25 protein-coding genes are annotated in these 25,983 nt (G+C 36.2%); 12 read left to right on the top strand and 13 right to left on the bottom strand.

Annotation, left to right across the window (positions count from 1 at the left end; translation table 11 throughout):
• Nucleotides 1-19: 19 nt before the first annotated feature.
• On the bottom strand, nt 20-2,218 hold the full coding sequence (locus P176_RS0114460) for a bifunctional alpha,alpha-trehalose-phosphate synthase (UDP-forming)/trehalose-phosphatase (RefSeq protein ID WP_026755374.1): 2,199 nt from the start codon (nt 2,216-2,218) through the stop codon (nt 20-22).
• Nucleotides 2,219-2,350: 132 nt separating this feature from the next.
• Here P176_RS0114460 and P176_RS0114455 point away from each other — a divergent pair, with 132 nt between their 5' ends.
• Nucleotides 2,351-4,153: a glycoside hydrolase family 15 protein gene (locus P176_RS0114455; protein WP_026755373.1), complete on the top strand. Its 1,803-nt coding sequence runs from the start codon at nt 2,351-2,353 to the stop codon at nt 4,151-4,153.
• Nucleotides 4,154-4,385: 232 nt separating this feature from the next.
• Here the strand turns inward: P176_RS0114455 and P176_RS0114450 are convergent, their stop codons facing one another.
• The 6 genes from P176_RS0114450 to P176_RS20785 all read right to left on the bottom strand — a co-directional run bounded on the left by P176_RS0114450 (nt 4,386) and on the right by P176_RS20785 (nt 11,219).
• Nucleotides 4,386-4,865 carry a DUF6265 family protein gene (locus tag P176_RS0114450; protein ID WP_037348960.1) on the bottom strand — a complete coding sequence of 160 codons (480 nt, stop codon included), beginning with the start codon at nt 4,863-4,865 and terminating at the stop codon, nt 4,386-4,388.
• 11 nt (nt 4,866-4,876) lie between these two features.
• Nucleotides 4,877-6,091 (bottom strand): nuclear transport factor 2 family protein, encoded by a 1,215-nt coding sequence (locus tag P176_RS20595; RefSeq protein ID WP_197022173.1) that lies wholly within the window; start codon nt 6,089-6,091, stop codon nt 4,877-4,879.
• Nucleotides 6,092-6,361: 270 nt separating this feature from the next.
• Nucleotides 6,362-8,596, bottom strand: a complete 2,235-nt coding sequence (locus tag P176_RS0114440; RefSeq protein WP_026755370.1) for a TonB-dependent receptor domain-containing protein — start codon at nt 8,594-8,596, stop codon at nt 6,362-6,364.
• A gap of 15 nt (nt 8,597-8,611) precedes the next feature.
• Nucleotides 8,612-9,910 carry a lipopolysaccharide assembly protein LapB gene (locus P176_RS0114435; RefSeq protein WP_026755369.1) on the bottom strand — a complete coding sequence of 433 codons (1,299 nt, stop codon included), beginning with the start codon at nt 9,908-9,910 and terminating at the stop codon, nt 8,612-8,614.
• Between the two features lie 90 nt (nt 9,911-10,000).
• Complete coding sequence (locus P176_RS20790; protein ID WP_026755368.1) at nt 10,001-10,552, bottom strand: DUF4331 family protein; 552 nt, start codon at nt 10,550-10,552, stop codon at nt 10,001-10,003.
• Between the two features lie 19 nt (nt 10,553-10,571).
• Complete coding sequence (locus tag P176_RS20785) at nt 10,572-11,219, bottom strand: DUF4331 family protein (RefSeq protein WP_026755367.1); 648 nt, start codon at nt 11,217-11,219, stop codon at nt 10,572-10,574.
• A gap of 150 nt (nt 11,220-11,369) precedes the next feature.
• Here P176_RS20785 and P176_RS0114420 point away from each other — a divergent pair, with 150 nt between their 5' ends.
• A complete protein-coding gene (locus tag P176_RS0114420) occupies nt 11,370-12,554 on the top strand; it encodes an LETM1-related biofilm-associated protein (protein ID WP_026755366.1) in 1,185 nt (394 codons plus the stop codon).
• Nucleotides 12,555-12,571: 17 nt separating this feature from the next.
• Here P176_RS0114420 and P176_RS0114415 read toward each other — a convergent pair whose 3' ends face one another.
• Genes P176_RS0114415 through P176_RS0114390 form a run of 6 tightly spaced genes read right to left on the bottom strand, consistent with a single transcriptional unit; the run spans nt 12,572 to nt 16,395 of the window.
• Nucleotides 12,572-13,333: a LytTR family DNA-binding domain-containing protein gene (locus tag P176_RS0114415; RefSeq protein ID WP_026755365.1), complete on the bottom strand. Its 762-nt coding sequence runs from the start codon at nt 13,331-13,333 to the stop codon at nt 12,572-12,574.
• A gap of 50 nt (nt 13,334-13,383) precedes the next feature.
• Nucleotides 13,384-13,710, bottom strand: a complete 327-nt coding sequence (locus P176_RS0114410) for a 2TM domain-containing protein (RefSeq protein ID WP_026755364.1) — start codon at nt 13,708-13,710, stop codon at nt 13,384-13,386.
• Between the two features lie 20 nt (nt 13,711-13,730).
• Nucleotides 13,731-14,078: a 2TM domain-containing protein gene (locus P176_RS19560; protein ID WP_369793774.1), complete on the bottom strand. Its 348-nt coding sequence runs from the start codon at nt 14,076-14,078 to the stop codon at nt 13,731-13,733.
• A gap of 1 nt (nt 14,079) precedes the next feature.
• Nucleotides 14,080-14,394, bottom strand: coding sequence for a 2TM domain-containing protein (locus P176_RS0114400; RefSeq protein WP_037349341.1), 315 nt, complete (start codon nt 14,392-14,394; stop codon nt 14,080-14,082).
• Nucleotides 14,395-14,405: 11 nt separating this feature from the next.
• Nucleotides 14,406-15,761 (bottom strand): histidine kinase, encoded by a 1,356-nt coding sequence (locus P176_RS0114395; RefSeq protein WP_037348959.1) that lies wholly within the window; start codon nt 15,759-15,761, stop codon nt 14,406-14,408.
• 10 nt (nt 15,762-15,771) lie between these two features.
• On the bottom strand, nt 15,772-16,395 hold the full coding sequence (locus tag P176_RS0114390) for a M48 family metallopeptidase (protein WP_026755360.1): 624 nt from the start codon (nt 16,393-16,395) through the stop codon (nt 15,772-15,774).
• 381 nt (nt 16,396-16,776) lie between these two features.
• Between P176_RS0114390 and P176_RS0114385 the strand changes: the two genes are divergently transcribed.
• From P176_RS0114385 to P176_RS0114340, 10 genes are all read left to right on the top strand, one after another.
• Entirely contained in the window at nt 16,777-17,481 is a 705-nt protein-coding gene (locus tag P176_RS0114385) for an esterase family protein (protein ID WP_026755359.1), read from the top strand.
• 20 nt (nt 17,482-17,501) lie between these two features.
• Complete coding sequence (locus P176_RS19555) at nt 17,502-18,620, top strand: RimK family alpha-L-glutamate ligase (RefSeq protein WP_051605514.1); 1,119 nt, start codon at nt 17,502-17,504, stop codon at nt 18,618-18,620.
• Between the two features lie 56 nt (nt 18,621-18,676).
• On the top strand, nt 18,677-19,771 hold the full coding sequence (locus P176_RS0114375) for a carboxylate-amine ligase (protein ID WP_026755358.1): 1,095 nt from the start codon (nt 18,677-18,679) through the stop codon (nt 19,769-19,771).
• Nucleotides 19,772-19,794: 23 nt separating this feature from the next.
• On the top strand, nt 19,795-20,613 hold the full coding sequence (locus P176_RS0114370; RefSeq protein WP_026755357.1) for a type 1 glutamine amidotransferase: 819 nt from the start codon (nt 19,795-19,797) through the stop codon (nt 20,611-20,613).
• A 6-nt stretch (nt 20,614-20,619) separates the two neighbouring features.
• Entirely contained in the window at nt 20,620-21,822 is a 1,203-nt protein-coding gene (locus P176_RS0114365) for a hypothetical protein (protein ID WP_026755356.1), read from the top strand.
• Nucleotides 21,823-21,915: 93 nt separating this feature from the next.
• The gene (locus tag P176_RS0114360; protein ID WP_156033099.1) at nt 21,916-22,827 is read left to right on the top strand and encodes a geranylgeranylglycerol-phosphate geranylgeranyltransferase; all 912 of its coding nucleotides are present in this window, start codon (nt 21,916-21,918) and stop codon (nt 22,825-22,827) included.
• Nucleotides 22,828-22,901: 74 nt separating this feature from the next.
• A complete protein-coding gene (locus tag P176_RS0114355) occupies nt 22,902-23,489 on the top strand; it encodes a Maf-like protein (RefSeq protein WP_026755354.1) in 588 nt (195 codons plus the stop codon).
• Nucleotides 23,490-24,476: a septum formation inhibitor Maf gene (locus P176_RS0114350; RefSeq protein ID WP_231481262.1), complete on the top strand. Its 987-nt coding sequence runs from the start codon at nt 23,490-23,492 to the stop codon at nt 24,474-24,476.
• Between the two features lie 68 nt (nt 24,477-24,544).
• Nucleotides 24,545-25,087, top strand: coding sequence for a mechanosensitive ion channel domain-containing protein (locus P176_RS0114345; RefSeq protein ID WP_026755352.1), 543 nt, complete (start codon nt 24,545-24,547; stop codon nt 25,085-25,087).
• A gap of 14 nt (nt 25,088-25,101) precedes the next feature.
• On the top strand, nt 25,102-25,947 hold the full coding sequence (locus tag P176_RS0114340; RefSeq protein WP_026755351.1) for a hypothetical protein: 846 nt from the start codon (nt 25,102-25,104) through the stop codon (nt 25,945-25,947).
• The last annotated feature ends 36 nt before the right edge of the window (nt 25,948-25,983 follow it).

Below are 25,983 nucleotides of genomic sequence, written 5' to 3'. Positions count from 1 at the left end.
TAAAAATTTGACTAAAAAATTATTCTACAAACTTTTTCAAAACCGTTCTCACTTCGTCGGTGTTTTTAACATAGTACTTCGCCGCAGTTTTCTTAAAGCCTACCTTAACCGTATAAGCTGTTTCCGGAAGTTCTTCAAACATATATTCATCGGTCCAATCGTCACCAATACAGAACATGAAGTCGTAATTATTAGCGGTTAACAATCGAGATGAAGCTCTTCCTTTATTAACGCTACTACTTTTTATTTCGATGACCTTGTTTCCTTTTAAAACAGACAAGTCATTATTAGAAGTTAAACTGGTCAACACCGTATCGATCTCAATGGTTCGAATTTGAGCGAGCTCGGGATCGGCTTTTCTATAATGCCAAGCCAATGAGTATTTTTTCTCCTCTATAAAGGTCCCTGGAGTTCTGTCTACAAACGTCTCTAAGATGGGTTTGATGTTCTCCATCCAGTCATTTTTAAGTCGTTCTAAGGCTTCCCACTGATGATCCTTCGTTTTAAGCCAAACGCCGTGATCGGTAATCAATTTGTAATCTTCATCTCCAAACCACTCAGTAAAGGTTTCTCTATCACGTCCACTAATAATGACCACGTCATTTTTTGGATTCGATTGCAGTTGATCCAAAAGCTTATACAATTGTTGATCTGGACTTGCTTCCTTGGGATTATCCTTAAATCCTGCCAAGGTTCCATCATAATCCAGCAGAAACAATCGGTTTTCTGATTGTTTGAAACCAGCGTACATGCGCTCCTGTACCTTTTCATCCAATCGTTCTGCTGCAATCACTGCACCTAAATGTTTTGTAGCATGAAGCGATTTCATAAATTCTTCGGCCCATTTTTCTACGGTATAACGTTTTAATCGCTTCTGTAATATTTTCATACGAGATTGTTGTTCCTCTATTGGCATTTCCAATGCATACTTTAAAGTATCGGCAATCTGTTCGAAATTGTTAGGATTGATCAGCATGGATTCATTCATTTCTTTTGAAGCTCCTGCCATTTCACTTAAGATGAGTACACCGTCTTGTTCCGTTCTTGTGGCGACATATTCTTTAGCTACCAAATTCATCCCATCACGTACGGGTGTAATCATGGCAACATGCGAAGAGGTATATAAATCAATCAGATTTTCAAAAGGCATAGACCTATAAAAGTACCAGATTGGCGTCCAGCTTACAGTTGAAAACTCGCCATTTACACGCCCTACAAGTTCATCGGTATCACGTTTCAGCTTTTGATATTGAGGTACATTAGAACGTGATGGCACAGCCAACATGATCAAACGTACCTTTTCTTTATATTGTGGGTATTTTTTTAAAAAATATTCAAAAGCTCGAATCCTATTAGGAATACCCTTAGTATAATCCATACGGTCTATGGACAAAATCATTCTGGCATCAGGACTTGAGTTGATGTGATCATCCAATCGCTTTTGAAGTTCGCTTTTTTCTTCAGCTTTTTGTTTGATAGCAGAATCATGAAATTTGTCATAATCAATGCCCATAGGAAATGAATCGACCTTTACAATGCGATCATGATAGGTGATTTCATTAAAATTAACATCAAGTCTTAAGATCCTTTTTACCGAACTTAAAAAATGTCGCTCGTAATCATAGGTGTGAAATCCAATCAAATCTGCTCCCAACATACCGTGCAATAATTCTTCACGCCATGGAAAAGTCCTGAAAATCTCATAAGACGGATATGGAATATGTAAAAAGAACCCAATAGTTGTATTCGGTTTCTTGTCTTTAATAAGTTTTGGTAAGAGCAATAATTGGTAATCATGAACCCAAACAGTATCTCCATCTTCAACATGCTCCAAAACCTTATCTGCAAATTTCTGATTCACTTCTTTATAAGATTCCCAATAATCATTTTCAAATTCGGTAAACTCCATAAAATAATGAAACAGCGGCCATAACGTTCTATTACTAAATCCGTAATAAAAATTCTCGAGATCATTTTGTGTCAATGATACCGCATCACATTTGGCTTCCTTGACCATTTTTTTCACTTCTTTGCTTTGCTCCTCATTCAGTTCTTCTTCAGTGAGCCCAGACCAACCAATCCAAAGACTATTACCATCGTTGTGTACCGATTTAAGTCCTGTGGCAAGACCTCCAACACTTGGTTCAACTTGGAGTTTATCATGGTCTAATTTGATCTGTAAAGGGAGTCTGTTAGAAATAATTATCGTTTTATTCATCTTTGAAGCTTTGATTTTTTGAAGGATTTTCGTTAATTTAAGAAAAATTGGTTTGAACAGAAAACAATCTTCGAATTGTGTTAAAATTAAGTTTAAATCGGTCAACGTACAATCCATAAACATTAAAATTTGATTAAGAATTTAGACTACGGCATTATAGGAAATTGCAGAAGCGCTGCACTCATCTCAAAAACAGGCTCTTTAGATTGGTGTTGCTTACCAGAGTTTGACTCCTCTTCGGTGTTCGCAAAACTCCTAGACGATGAGATCGGTGGGAGCTTTAGCTTTTCGGTTTCAGAAGATTATGAGATCACTCAAGCTTACATAGAAAACACCTGTATTTTAGTAACCCGTTTTTCTACGGAAAAGGATAGTTTTGAAATCCACGATTTCATGCCCCGTTACAAAAAAGACACCAATGATTATTACGCGCCACCGGAAGTCGTACGATATATCAAACTTTTAAAAGGAACGCCGGAATTTAAGGTCAATTACAACCCGAAATTAGAGTATGCGCTAGGCAACACCAACACTTACGTGAAAGAAGATTTCATAGTAAGCCTTACCGATAAAGAACGTTATGATACTTTATTTCTTTATACCAGTTTTGACAAGAAAGCTGTTGTTGAAGGGCATCCCATTCAATTAAAAACAGACGGCTTTTTTCAATTTGGTTATAACGAAAAACTATTTGTTCCTACCATCAATAAAATTGATTTAGAGCGGGAACGCACTAAAGTGTATTGGCTCAACTGGATGACTAGAACACCTAGCTATGCGCTTTATAATGAACAGATTTCAAGAAGCGCAATGACCCTCAAGCTTTTAAGTTATGAAAAAACAGGAGCTGTTTTAGCTGCTGCAACAACGTCACTTCCTGAAACCATTGGAGAGGTTAGAAATTGGGATTACCGTTTCTGCTGGATTCGTGATGCCTCTATGGTTATCAAGGTTGTGTCGCAATTGGGCCACAAACGCATGGCGAAACGCTACTTAGAGTTCATCACCCACTTGATCCCTGAAAAGGATGAAAAACTCCAAATCATGTATGGCATTAATGGTGAAAAAATATTGACCGAATTAAAGCTAGACCACCTCAGCGGTTATATGGGTTCTAAACCTGTACGCATTGGTAATGCAGCATATTCACAACGTCAAAATGATATTTACGGGATTTTGATGGATGTCATTCATCAGCAGTTGGTGAAGTTTAAAACCGATATTGAAAATGGCGAAGAACTTTGGGCTATTACTAAGGGTATTGTTTGGGTAGTAAGCAAGCACTGGAAAGAGGCTGATAAAGGCATATGGGAATTTAGAACGGAAGACCGACACTTCACCTTTTCTAAAGTGTTATGTTGGGTTGCCATAGATAAGGCGATTAAAGTGTCTAAAATTTTAGGAAAAACTCATAAGCTTGAAAAATGGCTTCCGTTAGAGGCCGAAATACGTAAGGATATTATGGATAATGCTTGGAATGAAGACGTACAAGCATTTACTCAAAGTTATGGTAGCACAGATTTGGACGCCGCTGTATTACTCATGGAGCCTTATGAGTTTATAGATGCTAAAGATCCAAAATATGTGAGCACTGTTAAAGCTATAGAAAAGGAATTAAGTAATGACGGCCTGCTCTACCGCTATAAAAATCAGGATGATTTTGGTTTACCTTCCTCCTCCTTTACCATTTGTACCTTTTGGTTTATCAATAGCTTGTTCAAAATTGGTGAAGAACAAAAAGCCAAAAAACTCTTTGATCAATTATTGAGCTATAGCAATCATTTAGGATTATTTAGTGAAGATATTGACTTTAAAACAAAGCGTCTGTTGGGTAATTTCCCTCAAGCGTATTCGCATTTAGCACTTATAGAAACTGCTATCAATCTTTCGACCATTACTCAGGAAGAATCGGTAATGGAATCTATTAACAGCTAAATTATAGCAAAATTTAGAAACCATCAAGCCACATTTATACGATGCTTAAAATCGGGTATTTGTGGCTTTTTCAATATCAATTTTTTAGAATGTATTTTAGATGATTAAAGTGAAGGCAATTACTGATACTAAACCTTATATTTAATGGTAAATTCCACTAGAATCCTTTATTAAAAACGATAATTAAATAGGTCTATATCTTTTGAAAATGTGCTTTAGATATTGTAATATTTCATTCTCGGGTATAATCAAACGCTACAATTTCAACATCTCCTTCTTCGTTTTTGATATCTACAAAAACAGTCATTTTGGTATCACTGACTTTCTCAAAGGTCATTCCCTCAAAGACAACCTTATGAGCAGTAATCTCTTTTAAAGGAAAATCAATGGTTTCATTTTTAGTTTCCCAGCCTTTTAGATTCTTATCAAAATGTTTGAGCTGCAACAGCAAGGAATTGTCAACTTCTTTAATGATTTCAATTTCATAAAAAGTCACTTCCCCTTCGTTAATCAATTTAAAACTCGCCATCATTGAGCCACCTGAGGGTTGGCTCCATATTTCTTCAGTAATACCGCCAAAAGCCTCGCCTCGCCAGGTACCTGCAATCCATGCTATATTTTCCAACTTGGGTTCTAACTGGGATGGTTTTTCTTGAGCCTGAGATGGAATAGAAGACCCCAAGAATAACATCAATAGAAAAAGCTGCTTCATGATTTTAATATTTATTTTACAAAAGTTACACTTTTAATCAATCCGTTTTCCACTTCATAAATGGCTACGGCGAAAAAAGTATTGCCATTAGCGGTTAACTTTTCCTTGTCAATCACCTTATTTCCTATGACGGTACGGTTTTCTAGCGCAGCATACAAATCTGGCGTATTTTCAAAAAAATCAGCGTAACGCTCACGAAGTTGCACCTTTCCTTCTGAAATCAATTCATTTGGATAATTATACAGTTTAACATCCTCTGTATATGTTTCTAAGAACATATCAATGTCTTGATAATTATAGGCATCTAACTGCTGCTGTACAATAGCATCAGGCGTTTCAGGATCATAATCAAGAACATACTCCCCAACAATGGCTATTTTCTTTCCGTTAGGACTTATCGCCAATCTTGTGACATTTGTTATGCCAAAATTATCAAGAGTGGCAACAAGTTCCCAATCACCGCGTTTTTTCAGATTATGGGCGTAAATCTTATGGCCTTTACCAGAAAACGCAATTTTCTCATTAAGCCAGACCATGTCTTCCACGTTTGGCATCATTTCAAAAAGAGCCTCGGCCTCAAGTTCGTCTAAATCAAAACTCATGAGCTGCCAAGGATTACTGTTTTTATCTACAAAACTGAACAAAGGATCTTTACGTTCACTAGGTATTTTAAACAAAGATCTACCCACGTGATCCACTAAATCTTTATGCTTTTTAAAACGAAAATCTGAAACCGTAAGCGTTAGATTCTCATCTTTTAAAATCGAGGAGATCACAATGTTTCGGTTAAGCCATAAATGATAGCCGATAAGGATATCATCAATAAGCATAAGAGGTTCTAGTTTTACTAAAATATCATATTGCAACAGGCGTTGATTTTCATCTTTCTCTAATGTAACTGCAGAAAATGCATTTTGAAATGGAATTTTTAATGGTGAGTATTCATTAAATTCGGTATCTGTGAGCCAAGTTGTTTCCGCATTATTCAAATTGTAAGATCTTATATCGGTTTGATCATTACGTGTAGAGGCGAACAATACCAATGTATCATTATAGAATGAAGGTTGGTTATCATATCCTGGACTATCAGAAATATTTTTAAGATTGAAAAGTCTAAGACTGTCTTTACTAAATTCAAAGTCAAACAAAAACACCTCAGTATCTGGTTGAGCATGAATCAAAAATGTTACGAATAAAAAAATGAGAGGGAGTAGAGGTCTATTCATAGATGTCACATTTCCGATAAAGATAAAAAAGAATTTGATTTGGCTGTTTATGAAAGGATAGCGCGCACTATTTTTCGTCAAAATCACAAACTTAAATCTATTAAAAAAGAAAACACCTGTTCACAGACTCAGAACAGGTGCTTTCAACTAACAAAAAAACTCTAAAAATACCACATATCTCTACATGGTATGTCGTTGTAGAATCTACTATTTCTTTATGTTAGCATTTACTAATAACTCCCTCAAATCATTAGCAAATTCTCTAATTTTTTAAAATTTATAGGCAATACTGCCTCTTACAAAAAATGGTGTTCCCGGTGTAAAATGAATTTCCTCAACAGGCATTGCCTCATTTTGAAGTCGGGATTCTGTAGCAAATTGGGTTTCATTCCAGTCTACATCAAATAGGTTTTCAACGATTAGTCCCAAAGTTATTTTATTAAAACTATAATTGACATTAAAATCTGTGACAAAATAACCTTCTGCCACAATACTATTATCCTCATTCGCTGGTCTATCGTCAATATATCTGTAGCGTAATCCTCCTGAAAACCCATCGAGATCATTAACCGAAAGTCCGCCTGCCATCGTGAAATCTGGTGCTAATGGAATAAAATCTTCTCCATCAACAACCTCTAAACTTCTAGCTTTTGTATAGGTAGCATCAGTATCAAAATACAACCAATCATTAAATTGGTAGCGCAGCCCAAGATCTATACCAAAGCGTTCTGTCTTTCCGCTAGGCTCAACAATACCGGCATCTCCAACATACACGAACTCTTGTTCTAAAAACAAATACCATAAGGCCGTGTTCACAACTAATCTTGAAGTGGGTTTCCAAATATCTCCCACATCCAAACCATAGGCTTTTGGCAGAATATCCTTACCTAAATTACTCACTACAACACGGGTATCGTTAGAATGAAAACCTATTCCCGATTTTACAAAAAATTGTAAATTTTCTTTGGCGTCGTAGAAAAAATTCAATTTAGGACTCACTCTTGTTTTTGTTTCAGAAAGTAAGGTATAGACATCTTGAAGCTTATCATTATATATAAAATTGAAATAATCCAATCTTAGACCTGGTGCCATCCTAAATTTTCCGAACTCAAACTCAGCGTTGACAAATCCGTCAATATTAGTCTGATTGATATCTCCCAACTGAATTTGCTCTAATGTAGTGCTTCTATTAAGAGTTCTCGACAGCTCCACATCATCAATAACGTCATGTCTAAAACCAAGTCCAGAGGTCACCGTTATAGGCGCAGCTCCTAAAAAAGTCTCATGTATTATGCTTGTATTTAATCCAAAAATACTGCGATTTTCTTTTTGTTTAATTTGATCGCCATTAATAGGATCTTCTAAGAAAAACGTAAAATTAGAATACAGTTCAAAATCATATTGTGAGTAAAAAGCATTAGCCTTCAAGCGTGTTTGATCTGAAATGTGCTTACTATATTCTGCGTTAAGATTTGTTCTACTTGTTTGGCCACCTTCAGTATCATCAATAGCACCAAATCTTGTAATTAAACCCGCATCAACGGCTCGCTGCGGAATTTGTCCTGAAGCATCCCATCTACTGGTAAAATGCGAAGCTGACAATGTGAGTTTATCATTCTCTGGAGAGTACATCACGTATTTTCCGAAGAGGTTTAAGCGGTTGAAATTTTGAGGGGACTTAAAAGGACCGTCCGTTGCTAAATACTCTACCGCCATATAGGCATTTTGATTTTGAGTTTTTTCCAAGAGATTGAACATCCCTAAGGTTCTTACAGAATTGAACTGCCCAGCTGATAAGGAAATCATGCTTTCTTTGAGATAATCTCGGGTAGCAAAATTAACGTAACCAGCAGTATTAAAATCGCCTTCTTTGGCATAATAAGGCCCTTTTCCGAAGTCAATTTTATCAACTGTTTCTGGAATTACAAAATGCAGGTCGCTATAACCTTGACCATGCGCATGAGACACCATATTAACTGGCATACCATCTACTGAAATGGAAATGTCTGTACCGTGATCTATATCAAAACCTCTTAAAAACAACTGCTCTGCCTTACCACCACCAGCATGCTGACCTGTAATTAACCCAGGCACTTTTCTCAAAATATCTTGAGATGAATTGACCGGGTTGGTTTGAATATCCAATCTTGAAATGGTACTTAGCGCATTAAGCTCTTCTGTAATTGTCATTTCTTCTAACTGAAAGGTTTTCTCTTTCAAGGTAATCGTTACTTCCATATCAAAATCTGATGCCGTAAGCATTTTGTTCTCATTTTCATAACCCAATAACCCTACTCTAATTGAATCTCCAATTTTAGAATTTTCTAGAATAAAGGTTCCATTTTCTAAAGAGTGTGAATGACTTTTAGTGGTAATGTTATAGATATATGCTGCTTCTAAGGGTTGATTGATATGGTTTACCACTTTCCCCTTGAGCTGTTGCCCAAAAGTATTTACCGAGGCAAAAGCTAACGTAATAATTATAAAGTATTTATACGGTTTCATAGTTGGTTGGCGTGTTTAGGGCTGCAATTTATTAATTTTATCTTCCATCATAGGTCCCAATTCATAGACGCTGGCTAATAATTCCTTTTTTAATGGCTTCACCTTTTCCTGCATTCCGGCGGCTTTATAAATTTCAGCACTATGATATAGAGCTACAGGCTCAAATGTTTTGTTGATGACATGTTCATCTATAACTTGTAGTGCCGCATCGATACTACCGTCCTTGAAATAAGACCAGGCCAAAAGATCGTAAGATTGTGGAGTTGGCCTATTTTGCACTTCTTCTTTAGCTATTTTAATAGCCTCTTTGCTTCCAGACGACTGATCTGTATAGAGCATCACGTTGTACGAATTGTACATATCACCGTAAGCTTTATTTTCTAAAGCTTCTCGATAAAGAATAAGCTGTTCTGATTTGAGCTTAGCATCTCCTTTATAATCGGCAATTTCAGCCTTGAGCAAGAAATAATCTGGTGCTTTGTAATATTCTGAAACAGAATTTAAAATACGGAGAGCCTCATCTGGATTTTTCTCGTAAGAATAGAGTATCCATGCGATTCCCTTTTTTGAGTAAGCATCGTTAGGATCTAATTCCAACGCTTTTAAGTAATAGGCATAAGATTTTTCTATTTCTCCTGCATGACCATAAAAGTCTGCAATGTTAGTATAAGACCATTGCTTTAAACCTTTAAGGTTACCCGACTCGGCTTTTTCCATAGCTTTTTCCATGTATTTGATTGCAGCATCTAGGTTTCCTTTGTGATCATTCCATTTTGCCAAACGGATGAGATAATCAAAGTCACTAAAGTTTTCAATTTGATCTAAATAGGCTTTTGCCTTACTGTAATTACCCAATTCTAAGTGCACATCAAACAGCATTTTTCTTGTTGCTGGGAGATTTTCTTTAAGTGCTTCCGCTTTTTCCAACAGTTCTAAAGATTCTTTAAAACGGTGTTGCGATATATAATTATGGGCCAAGCTCCTTAAATAGCCTGGAGTTTTAAATTTTGTTTTTTCGTTGAGAAGAACCAAGTTTTCTTCGGCCAATTTCAAATATTCGATCTCTCCCGAAGCGGAAAACATGCGATTATAAGTGGACGCCTTTTTTGCCAAGTACGGGTATTGCTCTGGAGTAGCATCTAATTTGTTAGACCAAAATTCGTTAGATTTTTTAGCGGTCTCGTAAGTGCTATTTTCAGCTAAGGCCAAGTAATTATTGTAATCTTTTTTGTCTGTGACTTTCGATGTTGAAGAATTTGAGCAACTGAAAATCAGTAACGTTGCAACAGCAATCGTTAAAATTCTTGAGTTCATATAAGAAAGTTTAATGTTATTTATTTTTAGAGTTGTAATAAAAATCTTGAAGTTGGATTGTTAGCTCCAACTTCAAGATTGGACATTATTTTACCAAGGCGAAGCTAGGTAAGGAAAGGAGTCACTAAATGCTTTGTCATTTGAATCTACATTATCACTAGTTAAACCAGGGTTTGCAGTACCGTCTGGTCCACCGAAGATTAAGAGTAACTCAGTATCTATGACATCATCACCTAATGCACGACCAGTTAATACGTTAGTACCATCAAAAAACGTGGTGGTACCATCTAAACTAACAGTCAGTACATCTGTAGCTAAAGCAGTTGTAAAAGCTTCTGCCGTAAACCCAAGAGCATTGGTTGTGTAGTTAGGATTCAAAGCCAAAAGTTTGTTCTGAAATTTGGTTTGAAATGCGGCATCTTGATTACTAGGAATGGTTCTATTGAATGCATTTTTATCTGCCATATTTACAAAAACGGTGTTAATTGCAGGGCGACCCATTTGATCTTCCTGTGTGTAAGTTCCTGTAAAGTTCGGAAGCACTTCTCCCATGGGTGTATTATCATCGTCATCGCTACAGTTGATTGCAGAAAAAGCAACGAGAACAGCAATTGCCATTAATTTTATATTATTGATTTTCATAATTTCTAAATTTTAATAATTATTGTTTTCTTTTAGACTCAACCCAAGTGTTGATCGTACCGGTTCCTCCAATTTGGTCTTTTGGTACTTCAACCACTATAGACATGACGTTGGAAGCTGCAAAAGTATCTGTTCCAGGATCGCTGAATCCTGGAGCTCCTTCTAAGACTTCATTATATCTTGTAAAGTCAAAAAAGAACGGATCGTCTCTTGGTCCTGCAAAAATGCGCATACCATTAGAACTCGCGATTACCGGATTTGCGGTGCCATAAGCAGTAATATCTACAACCATAGGTGTGGTTGTTAAAATCGTACTGTTTAAGCCAGTTGATGATGGAGCTGCTGGTCCAAAAACATACATTTTACCGTCTCTTGCAACGGCCTGAATCACTAAATCCTCAGTAGCATCACCATCGGTATCAATATTGAACTCAATGATCACATCTTCATCAAACTGAGCAGCTCCAGTATCTGCAGGTGAAATAAAACCTTGCGTGTTTGCCACAAAAGCAATGGTGCTTTCATCTTGACCTTGAAAGGCATAATAATCTGTAATGTCACTTGATGTTCCTGCAACAGCAGGTGCATCAATGTGATCTGCCGCGATAGCGACCAAGCTTCCCATCGCAATGACGACAGCTCCAATTAAAAGTTTTGATTTTTTCATAATAACATGAGATTTTTGTTAATTAATAATTGTCTCTGCTATGTTTACGCAAAAACTACAGATGCGGTTTTGTTAAAACTTTGTTAACTAAAATATTTCTAGAGATTTGCGGCAATCAATTACCTTTGTCTTTTATTAGTTTATTCTAAAATGAATCCATCAACCAATGGCTGGGTTGAGAATTTATGTTCTCAACTCTCAAAGCGTCAATTACCTTTTGAAGATTACGCACAACTTTATGCTGCACTCAAACAGTATGGCTTTATTTATGGCGTAAACATTAGTGCCACCGATGGGTTTAAGAAGATTCATCGCTATTCGGAAGATGAGCTGGCAAAAATAAATTTGATTACCGCCTTATATCACAGCTACTCATTTAAGCACGAGAATTTTGATTTTAAAGAGTTTTCTAAAACATTACTTACGTTTTATGAAGAACTGGAAGTGTCTGACTTTTCTTTATGGGATCGATTGCTCATAGGAAAAAGTGCCAGTACAAAATTGGAACGCTTAATCAATGATCGTGTTAACATAGACGACGACTTGCTTACCAAAAATTTCAACAAGTCTATAACAAACTCTTTATTATTTGTAGATGTACTTGTCTTTGACAATTACATCAGAGAGAAGATTGACGTCAAATCAACTGCCGCTAATCTAGAGCAGATGATTATTGGAACACTTTATCAATCCCTTAATTCAAAGAGCAAAATAACCGAAGAGGATAAGGATGTTATAGAAATTATTGAGTTCTCAACCGCACTTGTCGATGACGAATTAGAGGTTCAAGATCTCATTTATGATATTGAGTATAATATCAAACCTCATGAAAAATTATATTTAATAGATCTTGTATGTCTTTCGGTATGGGACGATGAAGTTTTAGAAAAAACGGAATATCAGTTTTTAAAAAGTTTAGCGAAACGTTTAGAGATCCCTATTACTGTAATTCAAAAATCAATTGTAGAAGTCTCTAAGTTTCATCAAACCAATAGAAAGACGATCTTACTTTTTCAGCAAACCAATCCTATTCATAATTTCTTTGAAAATTCTTCTCAATTGGTCAATAAGCTAATTAGAAGAAATAGCAAGCGTTTGGTTAAAGAGTTACGACAAAGCAAGGATTTACTATTCTTAATAAGCAAGTCTACCCACACTGAGCTGACCAAGGAAGAACAAAAGTTGATGTATGCTCAAATTGTAGATATCCTTAAGACTATTCCAAGCTTGGCAATCTTCATGTTACCTGGTGGCGCTATTCTATTGCCTATTTTTGCGAAATTGATTCCCAATCTATTGCCTTCAGCATTTGATGACAACAGGATCAGTAAATAAAATAGCCTTCACTTAAATTATGCCAGCCAATCCTTAAATTCTTTGACGCGCTCTCTAGCCACAATAATTTCACCATCTTTAAACGTCTTTAATTTAATTTTTAATCTTGAGTTTGTATAGCTAATCATATCATCAATGGCATTAACGTTGACAATAAATTTTCGGCTCACTCTAAAAAACTTATGCGGCTCTAGCTCCTCTTCCAATTGCTCTAAAGTTAGGTCTAAAAGATAATTTCTACCTTCATTTGTATAGGCATAAGTGCCTTTATTTTCGCTGTAAAAACATTCAATGTCATCGATATTGATCAACTTGAGGTGCTGACCAACTTTTACTGAAAATCGTTTCTTATACTCTCTTTCAATAGGGTTGACCAAAAGTTTTTTAATATCGTCAAAGTCTAATTTTACGGCTTGAGTTTCTCTATTTGCAGTTCTACTATTGTATTTTTCTACAGCCGTTGCTAGATCTTCTTCATCAATAGGTTTCAATAAATAATCGATACTATTTAGTTTGAAGGCCTGAAGCGCATACTCATCGTAAGCCGTTGTAAAAATAACTGCAGATTTAATATCTACCGCTTCAAAAATCTCAAATGAGAGACCATCACTCAATTGAATGTCTAAAAAAATCAAATCAGGATGGGCATTCTTTTGAAACCAATCAATAGCTTCTTCTACAGAGTGCAACATGGTTTCTGCGTCAACATTCAATTCTTTAAGCATACGCTGTAAGCGCCTTGCAGACGGTTTTTCGTCTTCAATTATAATAACATTCATAGTTTAAATTACATTTTTTAAATATTCTCAAAACTCGTATTCAGAATAAATTATTCCCAAAAACCAGAATTCTGGCCTTCTTCCTTATTTAAATAATCGTTGATCTTCTTTTCTTCCCAGCTTCTCTTAAATAAAAATCTTCCTTTAAAAACAAAACACCCATGTACAAAAAGAAAAACACCCCACACTACTATAGTTGTCATGTTTAGAATAGTAATGGTCTGCTTGTAACCGTTGTCTTCAATAATATATAAGTTATAAAGTAGTAATGCCGTTAATACAAAATACCCAGCCAAATGAATGTAGAAGATCTTAAGTTTTCGTAATTTTTGCTTTGCCTGAATTAAGTTTTGAGCGTCTTTCTCTTTAGTGTCCATAAGTTTCAATTCTTAAAATTCTAATCCCAGTTCTCATTTTCCTTATTCATAAACTCCCGAATTTTTCGCTTTTCCCAATTTTTTCCGAACATGAAGTTTGGTCCAAAAACTCCTAAGAAATGAAACAATAATCCAATACCCCAGAAAAAAGCTGTGGCATAAGTCCCAAAACTAGTAAATCCCTGATTGGAATACATCCCTATTACAACAATCAAGAAGAGATTGACAATAACATAAGAGGCGAGGTGCCAGTAAAATCCGATTAAACTATCTACCCGCTTTTTCGCTCTTATATAAGCTTCTTCGCGTTTATAAGAATAGGTCTCTTCTTCGTTATCGTAAAGTTCTAATTTATATTTTTCCATCATTTTAAAGTTTTGAGTCGTTATTCAATTCTTCGTTCATGTATTGTTCAATTTTGCGCTCTTCCCAACCCAATCCGTAAGTAACCATTAGAAAATGCAGCAGTAACATCATTCCCCAAACCACCCATGAACTCAACACATCAATACTAACTACTCTACCAAAAAACATCTCCCAGTTATCCAAATAGTTATAAGTTTTAAATCCTGTGATAATAAAGTTTATTATAAAATATATGGCAACATGATTGTAAAACCCTCTTAATTTCTTAACTCTATTTTTAGCTCTGTTATACTTTAATTCTGAATCTATTTTGTTCATGTCAATTGATTTTAACTCCATCGGTTTCTATCTTCCTTTTGCATAAATTCTTCTATTTTACGCTGCTCCCATTTAGCTCCAAAAGCTCCATCATCCACAAATACACGATAAGCCTGAAATACAAGGCTAAGTCCCCACCCTAATAAAGGGAACCAAAACCATTGAATGGTATGACTTGAATATTTAAAATATATAAATATTAAAAAAGGAATGACGAGGCAGTAAGAAATGAGGCTATAGTAAAATGCCTTAAGCTCTTCTACGCGTTTGCGCGCCTTTACATACTGGTCACTAACACCTGACCTTGCGGGTTCTAATCTTCTCATAACTGATACTTGTTTGGTGAGCATAGGTATTGCGACAACAAAATCCTGCTCACGTTGTTTTATAATTATTTTTCTATTTGAAAGTAGCCTATAGCGCTGCTTGATATTTTCAAGACCAACCCCACTACTCTTCTTCACGATTTGCTTGAGTTGTAAATTATTCATAACCACTAAGTGGTTGCTATCTTCATAAATCTTAATATGTAGCGGTTTGCTTGGGGTAACCATATTATGTTTTACCGCATTTTCCAAAAGCAATTGTAATGACAGCGGCACCACTTTCATTTCTGGATCTGAGGCCTGATCTGGAATTTCAAAAATAATGCTATCCTCAAAACGCATTTTTAATAAAGACATATAGGTCTTGGCAAATGCGAGCTCCTCATCTACAGGAATTAATTCCTTGTTTTTTTGCTCAAGTACGTAACGGTACACTTTTGACAAAGAGGTCGTGAACTTTTGCGCATTTTTTGGATTTTCTTCAATAAGACTGGTTAAGACATTCAGACTATTGAATAAAAAATGAGGATCTAATTGATTTTTAAGCGCATCAAACTTTGCACTTGCAGCTCCAGCAATAACCTTCTGTTCTTTAATTCTATTTTTCTGATACTGATTGTAAAAGTAAATGACATGAAAAACCGAAACGATAATAAGCGTTACCCAAAATCCAAAGGCATAACCTTGCCATGACTCGTTTTCTATAAAGGTGTTGAACGGTGCTCCGAAATAAAGTACTTCCACAGCAACTCTCAATAAAAACAAATCGATCAAGGTGATTATGGTAGAGCCCAATATTCCGAAGAAAATACGTTTTAGCGTATCGTATTTTTTCCAATTTCTACGCTCCATATAATTAAAGAAGTAGGTGTTGGAAAATCCTAACACAAAAGCATAAAGCTGCCAGATTGTAAAATCTAAAAGAAATTCATTAATGCTATCATATTGAAACCCATCAGATAAAAATGTTCCTATAACATATACAATAGAGCCAATGATGAAGGTAATCCATATGCGTTTTGGCAATTCTTTTAGTTTCATAATTTATGGTTTAGCCTTTACAAGATTCCAAAGCTTCTTCGGCGCGTTCCTTACCCCAATTGGGATGCAACTCTGTTTCTGGTTTAAATGTAGCAAAAAGTTTGGTAGACTTTTCTATGTCTGCACAAAAGGGCGCTGTGTCATGCCCAAAATACTTGGCGCTTCCCATGTCCCACTCAGCTTTGCTAAACACTACTCTAGGATTATCTGGCGCCATCTTGATGATCTTATGGTATAAGGCAGTAATCTTACCGCTATATTTCATGCCATAAGTCATCCCGTCAAATGCGACCCAATTGGTCCAAACATGAGCCTGTAGCACTAGTAGTTCAGGATTATCTTTACTTATGGCCATAGCTATATTTAAATGGTCTTGTGCTTTTTCTAACTGGCGCTTTAAGACTTGTGCATCGGTTTCATTCCAGCTTTTAAGACTGTTGATCTGGGCAATGTAATAATGCGGCAACCATTGGTCTTGTTCTGCAGCGGCAATACGTTCAAACATATGTTGAGCGTCTTCTGTGTTTCCTGCTTTCCAAAGGTCGAAGGCTTTTACCATTCCTTTTTCGAAATTGCCCTGTGCCATTGTTACCGTCGAAATAAAAGTGATTAAAATGTAAATTAAATGTTTCATAGGTTCTGATTTTAAATATGGATGGATTGTTCCACAAATATCTACCGAAGCTATCAGATCTTAAAAATCAATCTACCCAATTGTATGTTTTTAATGATGAACCGTCAACCGCTATTCGAGGAGGAGTCAAATCTTCAATTACACCTATCTTGAAACTCAAATATCCACGCATACCTCATACTTAAATGCATTTTTTTTCATAAAATAAAATATTTAATGCCCTGCAATGCTCTATTTTATTGAAAAAAAACGATATTGTTAACAGTATTGATTCTAAATGAAAAAATACAGTCTCCCAAATCAAAATTTCTTAACCACAGTTGGTACCAATCCAATATTTTTGCGCATCTTAATATCTGTAAATAATTTAAAACGAAACGATTGAAAGAAGATTATCACAAATGGTATTCACCTACTCTGAGCAAGGATATTGAAATGCTCACTTTTGGCCACGCTGGCTATCCTGTAGTATTATTTCCTACAACCATGGGACGATTTTACGAGTGTAAGGATTTTAAGCTTATAGAATCTGCACGATGGTTCTTAGAACAAGGACTCATCCAAATTTACTGTCCAGATAGTATTAACGATATGAGTTGGTACAATAAAGGCATTCATCCGGCTGAAAAGGTTAAAAACCATATGTGGTATGATAAGTTTATCATGGATGAAGTCGTGAATGCTATTTGTCATGAAAAGGGAATTTCGAAAGTAGCCATGGCTGGTGTTAGCTTTGGCGGCTATCATGCCGCTAATTTTGCATTCAAACATCCTGAAAAGGTAAGCCACATGTTTAGCTTGAGTGGTTCTTTTGACATCAAGTCGTTTTTGGGAGGCTATTATGATGACAATGTCTTTTTTAATAATCCCGTGGATTTTTTACCAGGTAGCAATAATCCTGAGCTTTGGAAAATGAAAATCATTCTAGGTGTTGGTGAATATGACATTTGCTTAGAGGCCAATCAACGACTTGCAAAAATACTCAACGACAAAAACATCCCCTTTTGGTTTGATGAGCGCCGATGGGCAGAACATGATTGGCCCATTTGGCTGGAAATGTTTCCACATTATTTATCTACAATTTAATCACTAAATAACCATATAACATGAAGAAAATAGGAATTTTATTCGGTCAGGAAAACACCTTTCCACAAGCATTTATAGACCGTACCAATCAAAAAATAAAAGAACAAGGCATTAAGGATATGGTTGCTGAAGCAGTGCTAATTGACACGGTTGAGCAGGCAAAATCTGACGAATATGCTGTAATTATTGATCGCATTTCACAAGACGTCCCTTTTTACAGAGCGTATTTAAAAAATGCGGCCATTACCGGTACTGCCGTTATCAACAATCCGTTTTGGTGGAGTGCCGACGAAAAGTTTTTCAATAATGCTTTAGCAGAAAAAGTAGGCGTCCCTGTCCCTAAGACCTTTATTCTACCAACATCACATCGTCCGCCAGATACCGATCAAAATTCGTTTAGAAACATGAAATTTCCTTTCAATTGGGAGAAAATGTTCGAGACCATTGGCTTTCCTGCCTACATGAAACCTCACGATGGAGGTGGATGGAAAAGTGTGTACCGTGTAGATAATCCAGATGATCTCTGGAGAAAACATGGGGAAACAGAACATTTGGTAATGATGCTTCAAGAGGAAATTCAGTTTACTGAATATTTTAGATGCTACGTTCTGGACACAGACAATGTGCACATCATGCAATACGAACCTAGAAATCCTTTTCATTTACGTTACGTGATCGACGGACCTCAAGTGGATAAAAAATTACTGGCACTTGTCAAAAAATATTGCATCACACTTAACAAAGCCTTAGGCTATGACTTTAACACAGTAGAATTTGCAGTGCGAGATGGCATCCCGTATGCCATTGATTTCTGTAACCCTGCTCCTGATGCAGACATACACTCTGTTGGTCAAGACAATTTTGACTGGATTGTCGAAAACGCTGCAAATATGGCCATCAAAAAGGCTAAAGCTTACAAGAAGGGACAAATGAATTTGACATGGGGAACCTTTGTAAAAGATCAAATGGCACCCGCTAAAACCGCAATTAAAAAAGCGCCAGCTAAAAAAACAGCAACGCCTAAACCAGCCGTAAAAAAAGCAGAATCAAAGACAGCTACTCCTAAACCTGCAACAAAAAAGACAGCAACTCCAAAGACTGCTATCAAAAAAGCAGCCACAAAAACTACCAAGAAGTAATCTTCTTTTTAGTTTCAACATAATCGAGTTAATGTTTTAATTTAGAGTAATTTAATATGAAGTTTACATTAGGCATAGAAGAAGAATATCAAGTTATTGATCCCAGCACGCGCGAATTAATTTCGCACGATCAGCAGATTGTCACCAATGCTGCAAAATTGCTCGATGAACAAGTTAAAGCAGAGATGCACCAAGCGGTTGTTGAGGTTGGTACAAATATTTGCAATGATATTTCTGAAGCACGTACCGAGATCACGCATTTACGAAAATCTATTGGTTCTATAGCTCATGATTTAGGATTTAAAATTGGTGCTGCTGGAACCCACCCTTTTACCAAATGGGAAACTCAGCTCATTACACCCAACCCTCGTTATGATGAAATTGTTAACGAGCTGCAAGACACAGCTAGGTCTAACTTAATTTTTGGCCTTCACGTTCATGTGGGTATTGAAGATAAGCAGCTGGCCTTACACTTGGTCAACTCCATGCGCTATTTTTTACCTCACTTGTATGCGCTTTCAACAAACTCTCCTTTTTGGGAAGGCAGAAATACGGGATTTAAATCGTTTAGATCAAAGGTTTTTGACAAATTCCCTAGAACCGGGATCCCTGGTATTTTTCACAGTGTGGCAGAATATGAGCATTATGTTAATCTTTTAGTTAAAACAAAGTGTATTGACAATCCGAAGAAAATTTGGTGGGATATTCGCATCCACCCATTTTTTCCAACACTAGAAGTACGCATATGCGATGTTCCTTTAACCATAGAAGAAACATTGAGCATTGCAGCACTAGTACAGGCTTTGGTTGCTAAATTGTACAAACTAAGAAATCAAAATCTTAATTTCAATTGGTACCATAGAGCTTTAATTAATGAAAACAAATGGCGGGCCAGTCGTTATGGTATTGACGGCAAAATGATTGATTTCGGAAAAGAATGCGAAGTTGAGACCAGGTTACTCATGGGAGAGCTACTTGATTTTGTAGATGATGTTGTAGATGATTTAGGCTCAAGAAAAGAGATTGAGTTTATTGAGCAAATGCTCAAAAACGGTACAGGCGCAGATCGCCAATTGGCCATTTTTGAAGAAACCAAAGATCTTAAAAAAGTGGTCGACTACATTACAGACCAAACTATACTAGGAACATAATTAGAATGATAGAGCACATGAATATGACGAAAGAAAAAGCTAAAATTGCAATTTTAGACATGAACAACGATGCGCCAAACCAAGGTTTACGTTGCATCAAGGAGATTGCTGCTTTTTTTACTGAAGATGCCGATACCACTGTTTTTAACGTGCGTGCAAAAAACGAATTACCAGACACCTCTTATGATGTGTATATTTCAAGTGGCGGCCCTGGTATCCCATTAGAAGATGGCGAGTGGAGAGCACCATACCTCAACTTGATCCAGCAACTATGGGATTTCAACGAAACATCAGCGTTTCAAAAGAAACATGTTTTCTTTATATGCTATTCGTTCCAAGTTGTTTGTAATTACTTTAAACTGGGCACTATCAAACCCAGAAAGAGCACTTCCTTTGGTATTCTTCCTGTTCATAAAACAAAAAAAGGCATTAAGGATCCCTTGTTGGAGGGATTGAATGATCCGTTTTATGCTGTAGACTCCAGAGATTGGCAATTGGTTCAACCCAGATTAAAAGTCTTTAAAGAGCAAGGTGCCACCATTCTCAGTCTAGAAAAAATAAGAACTCATGTTGAATATGAACGCGCTATTATGGCGGTTCGATTTTCCGAAGAATTTGTAGGCACTCAATTTCACCCAGAAGCCGATCCTATTGGCATGAAAGCCTATTTTTTGGCTGAAGAGAACAAGATGAAGGTCATCAACAATTTTGGGGAAGAAAAGTACAATGACATGATGGATAAAATGGACGATCCAGATAAAATTACCATGACCTATAATGCGATTCTTCCTAAATTTATTTCCAACGCCATAAATCACGTTGGTCAATCTTTAATATCATAAGTTCACATGATTCCAAAACACCGTAAACGCTATAACAATCAATTTACCGAGGCTAAATACAACTCTTTTTTGGAAGATATCACAAGATCCTACGATTACAAGCCTCAATTTAAAATTGCTGAGACTCCAGCATTCATTCCCAAAGCTCTAAAAACAAAATTAGTGGATGCGTGTCATGATATCATGACGGTGATCAATAAGCCCAATTTTAAAGCGCTTACAGATGCTGCTTTTTTTGACAAGACCAACATCGTACCCAACGAAGATGATCAGGCTAAATTTATTCAATTAGATTTTGGAGTATGTAAAAATGACCAAGGAGAACTCGTGCCTAAACTTATTGAATTACAAGGATTTCCGTCGCTTTATTTCTTTCAAGAACTGTTAGGTCGCATGTACCGAAAACACTTTGGAGATGCCATACCTGCAGACTATTCTCAACATATTGACGGCATGACCCCAGAGCAGTATGTGGATCTTTTAAGAGACGAAATTGTTGGTGATACAGACCCCAAACAGGTGATTTTATTGGAAATTGAGCCAGAAAAACAGGCCACAGCGATTGATTTTTATGCTACGGAAGCGGCACTAGGCATTAAGGTACTTTGTATTACCGATTTAAAAAAAGACGGAAAGCAATTGTACTATCTTGATGACAAAGGAGATAAAATTGTCGTTTTAAAAATCTATAATCGCATCATCTTTGACGAGCTAGATCAACGAAAAGACTTAGAAACAGCATTTCACTTTTCCGATGATGTGGATGTAGAATGGATTGGTCATCCCAATTGGTTTTTTAGAATCAGTAAATTCACCATGCCATTGTTGCACGGCGATTATGTACCAAAATCTTACTATCTCGATAAACTAGAAACAATTCCTACCGATTTAGAAAATTTCGTCTTAAAGCCTTTATATTCATTTGCTGGCGCTGGTGTTAAAATACATGTCACACGAGCTATGATTGATGCCATTGAAGACAAATCCACCTACCTTTTACAAGAAAGAGTAGCTTACGCCCCAGTGATTGAAACTATGGACGTTCCTGCTAAATGTGAAATAAGGATGATGCTTTTGCACAACTCTAAAACCAACAAAACTCAAATTGTGAGTAATTTGATGCGTTTGAGCAAAGGCGAAATGGTTGGCGTTAAATACAATAAAGATAAAACCTGGGTTGGAGGAAGCACCGGTTTTTTTGAAAGTTAAAAACTTCTGTTTTTATTTAAAAACCTTTGCGAACTTTAGCCGAAATTTTAAACCTTTGTAGTCTTTACTAACTTCAATCCTAAAAGTGACTCCTTGTATATTTTAAATCTCATTCGTTGGAAAAATTTAGCATTAATTCTCTTAGTGCACCTTTTAATAAAATACGCACTTTTAGAAGCCTTTAATATTTTAACGGTTCTTGACAACCTTCATTTTGCAGTACTTAGCCTTGCAACCATATGTCTGGCAGCCGCTGGAAATATCATCAATGATATTTATGATGTAGATACCGATGCCATCAATAGATCTGATAAGCAAATCGTTGGAAAGCACATCACAGAGTCAGTAGCCTACAATCTGTTTTTTGGTTTTAACATTACGGGGATTCTTTTAGGCTTTTATTTGTCTAATCATATTGGCAAACCCGCATTCTTTGGCATTTTTGTAATTACCTCATTAGCGCTTTATCTGTATGCATCGTTTTTAAAGCGTACCATCTTTATCGGCAACCTTGCTATTTCTATCTTAGTGGGCCTTAGCGTACTCATCATTGGGATCTTTGATGTGATTCCTGCTACGTTTTCCCAAAACAAAGCCACGCAAATGATATTTCTTAATATTATTTTTGATTACGCCGTTTTTGCTTTTATGATCAATTTGGTAAGAGAATTAATTAAAGATATTGAAGATATTGACGGGGATTACAAGTCTGGAATGAACACCATCCCTATCGCCATTGGCCGAGAACGCGCCAAAAAAATTGTATTTGCTGTAAGCATGATCCCTATTGCAATGGTCATTTACTATTTGGCCACCTATTTATACAAGCAGCAATTGGCCATTGCCTATTTTTTGATCTTGATCATTGCTCCATTAATTTATGCCACCATCAAGATTTTTGGTGCAGAACATAAAAGCCATTATAAAAAAATAAGCGGTATCTATAAGGTGATCATGCTTTTGGGCATGCTCTCACTTTTACTATATCCTTTTATACTTAAATAAAAAGACCAATTTCTAAAGCTTTAGTGCCAAAGGTCTTTTTAAAAGTATAAAACTTAACTTTAGAAACATTCAATATGCTCGCTGAAAAACTAACAGACTATCATCTTATTTTAGCTTCTGGATCTCCGAGACGCCATCAATTTTTTAAAGAATTAGGCCTTGATTTTGAAATTAGATTAAAGCCCGTTATTGAAAACTACCCGCAACGATTGGTTCATTTTGAAATAAGCGATTATTTAGCGCAACTCAAAGCCTTAGCTTTTAAAGATGAACTCAAGGAAAAAGACATTCTTGTTACCAGTGACACCATCGTCTGGCACCAGCAAAAAGCTTTGGGCAAACCCAAAGATGCGCAAGAGGCTTTTGAAATGCTCAAGTCTATGAGCAACACCACTCACGAGGTGATTAGCTCCATATGTTTTACCACGAAAGCATCTCAAAAAACGGTACACTCAAGCACTAAAGTGACCTTTAAAAGCTTGACAGACCAAGAAATTCAATACTACATCAATACCTATAAACCCTTTGACAAGGCTGGTGCTTACGGTATCCAAGAATGGATTGGACAAATAGGGATTACTGCCATCGAAGGCTCATACGCTAACGTTGTTGGTTTACCAACCCATCTACTCTATAAAACGTTAAACGCTATGGCGTTATAAATGACAGATCTTATCTTTATAATAAAAACCATGACCATTAACTTTTCAGCCCCTCGCCCTTTAATATTGGCTTTGATGTTCTGCGGAACACTAAGCTCATGTAAAGACAATGCTTCAGAAAAAGATCAAGCCTCATTTTCAACCTCTAATGCTGCAGCCACATCAGAGAGGCTTCCGAAGAAAAGTGAATTTGAGCAAACCTCAGCATTCAAAGACTATTGGTATGCTGGCGAGGCTGAAATCTCATCCTACACATTAAAACAAGCACGCTATGGAGAACTTAGAGAGGGACAAGCTGTTTTGGTCTTTGTCACTGAGCCCTTTTTAAAAGAAAAACAAGTAAAAGCAGATAATGCTAACGCGGACAATATTCCCGTCTTAAAACTAAATGCGACCAAAACCTTTACTACGGGAATCTACCCGTATGCGATTATGCAATCTACGTTTTATCCTGTAGCAAATACCCAGCACGCCCTGAAGGTAAGTTGCTCCATCCAGGAATGGTGCGGTCATGTTTACTCTCAATTAAACAATCGCGATCAGTTTGAAGTCACGTCTCACAGCTATTTTGAAAACGAAGCTGACGAAAATTTTAAACTTAGTAAAGCCCTTTTAGAAAATGAGATTTGGACGCAATTACGCCTTGAACCGTCATCTTTACCGGTTGGAGAGATCAAAATGATTCCCGCTTTTGAATTTATAAGTCTAAAACACGTGACATTAAAAGCCTATGACGCAAAGGCTGTCTTAAACGAAGGTAATTACAGTATTACTTACCCCGAATTGGAGCGTAAAATATCCATAAATTTTAATCCACAGTTTCCATATGATATTACATCTTGGGAAGAAACATTTAACAGCGGATTTGGAGACCGTGCGGAAACCTTAACCACTACAGCCACAAAACTAAATACCATTAAGTCTGCGTATTGGAATAAAAATAACAATTCAGATGCGGGACTGAGAGAAACACTTCAGCTTAATTAAATTTAGCTTATCGTTTCAAAATAATAGAAACGTATCTTTGTGAGCAATAGTATTAAATCGATTTTTATATGTTTTTTGAGACTTATCAAAACCAACTCATCATCTCTGGTTTTATTCTACTCTTTCTCTTATTAGTAAGATTAATGATCAATGCGCTCATTCGTAAAATAGGAAGAAAAAGTAATCTTAACGATGCCCGAATCAATTTGATTTGCCGCTATGTTTCGGTCACGTTATTTCTTATTGCAATCCTTGCAGAAGCATTTGTATTTGGTGCAGAATTCAAAGAAATGGCACTTATCTTTTCATCTATATTTGCAGTCATAGGGATTGGATTATTTGCCATTTGGTCTATTTTAAGTAATATAACTTCAGGGATCATCATGTTCTTTTCATTTCCTTATAAAGTAGGAGATAAAATTATGATTCACGATAAGGACTTTCCAATTGAAGCCATCATAGAAGATATTAGAGCCTTTCAATTGCACCTGAGACAAGATAATGGAGACCTTGTAACCTACCCTAATAATTTGATGCTTCAAAAAGCCGTAACGCTAGTTGAAAAAGATGCTATTGAAGATTATATGGAAGACGATAGCAGGGCGGTTTAATTCAATAATAACGTATGAAAAAAGTCATAAACATCTTTATCATTCTTATAGCATTTCAAAGCTATAGCCAGTCGGTACTATTCGATTTTTCTAAAAAAGAATACATTCCCGCGGCTCTCGTTCTCGAAAACGGAAACACACTGAGCGGTTTTATAACTGATTTTATACTACCCAAAACGGTTGAGTTTCGCGGGGTTGGGTTTGAGTTCAAATCCATTGAATCTAAATTGAGGATGGATAATCCCAATATAAAATTCAAAAGCACAACAGATGGCGAAGTACAAAAAATGGAACTTAAGGATATTAAGAGCATCACGTTGTTAAGAGAAGAGGCTGTTATTTATGAAAAAATAAAGCTTAAAACTATCAATTCAAATAATGAGGTTGTAGATTTAGAACGAGAGGTGATCGTACCCTTAATTAAAGCTGGAGCACTTGATCTTTATGGTTTGAAAGCCTATAACTGTTCAAATGGCAGTAATTGTGAAATGATGTATGTGATTGCCTATATCAAAAATCCAAATCAAGATTATGCCTACATCCCCATTGATGTTAATAGAATTAACCTCTTTAATACAGGCAGTTTAACTGATAAATTATTTAAATCATTTGCCGAAGCGGGCAGTGATTGTCCAGAATTTCTAGCCTATCTGGATGCTGCTAAAAATGAAATAATAGATAAGGATACACGTCAAAAAGGAAGGGAAGCCTACAAACAATTTAGAAAAGAGAAAAAAGAAAAGTTGAAAGCGTACAAAGCTGGGCGCGAACGTCGAAACGCAGAAGACGATTTAGATGTGGCGTATTTTTTATCTTTATATTATAATCTCATTGATGAATATGCTTCGAGATGTGATTAATGCTTTACCTATGGAAAGCATCTCAATTTCTCACGT

Source organism: Sediminibacter sp. Hel_I_10 (assembly GCF_000688335.1).
GTDB lineage: Bacteria > Bacteroidota > Bacteroidia > Flavobacteriales > Flavobacteriaceae > Psychroserpens.
This window is presented reverse-complemented; position numbering and strand designations above follow the sequence as displayed.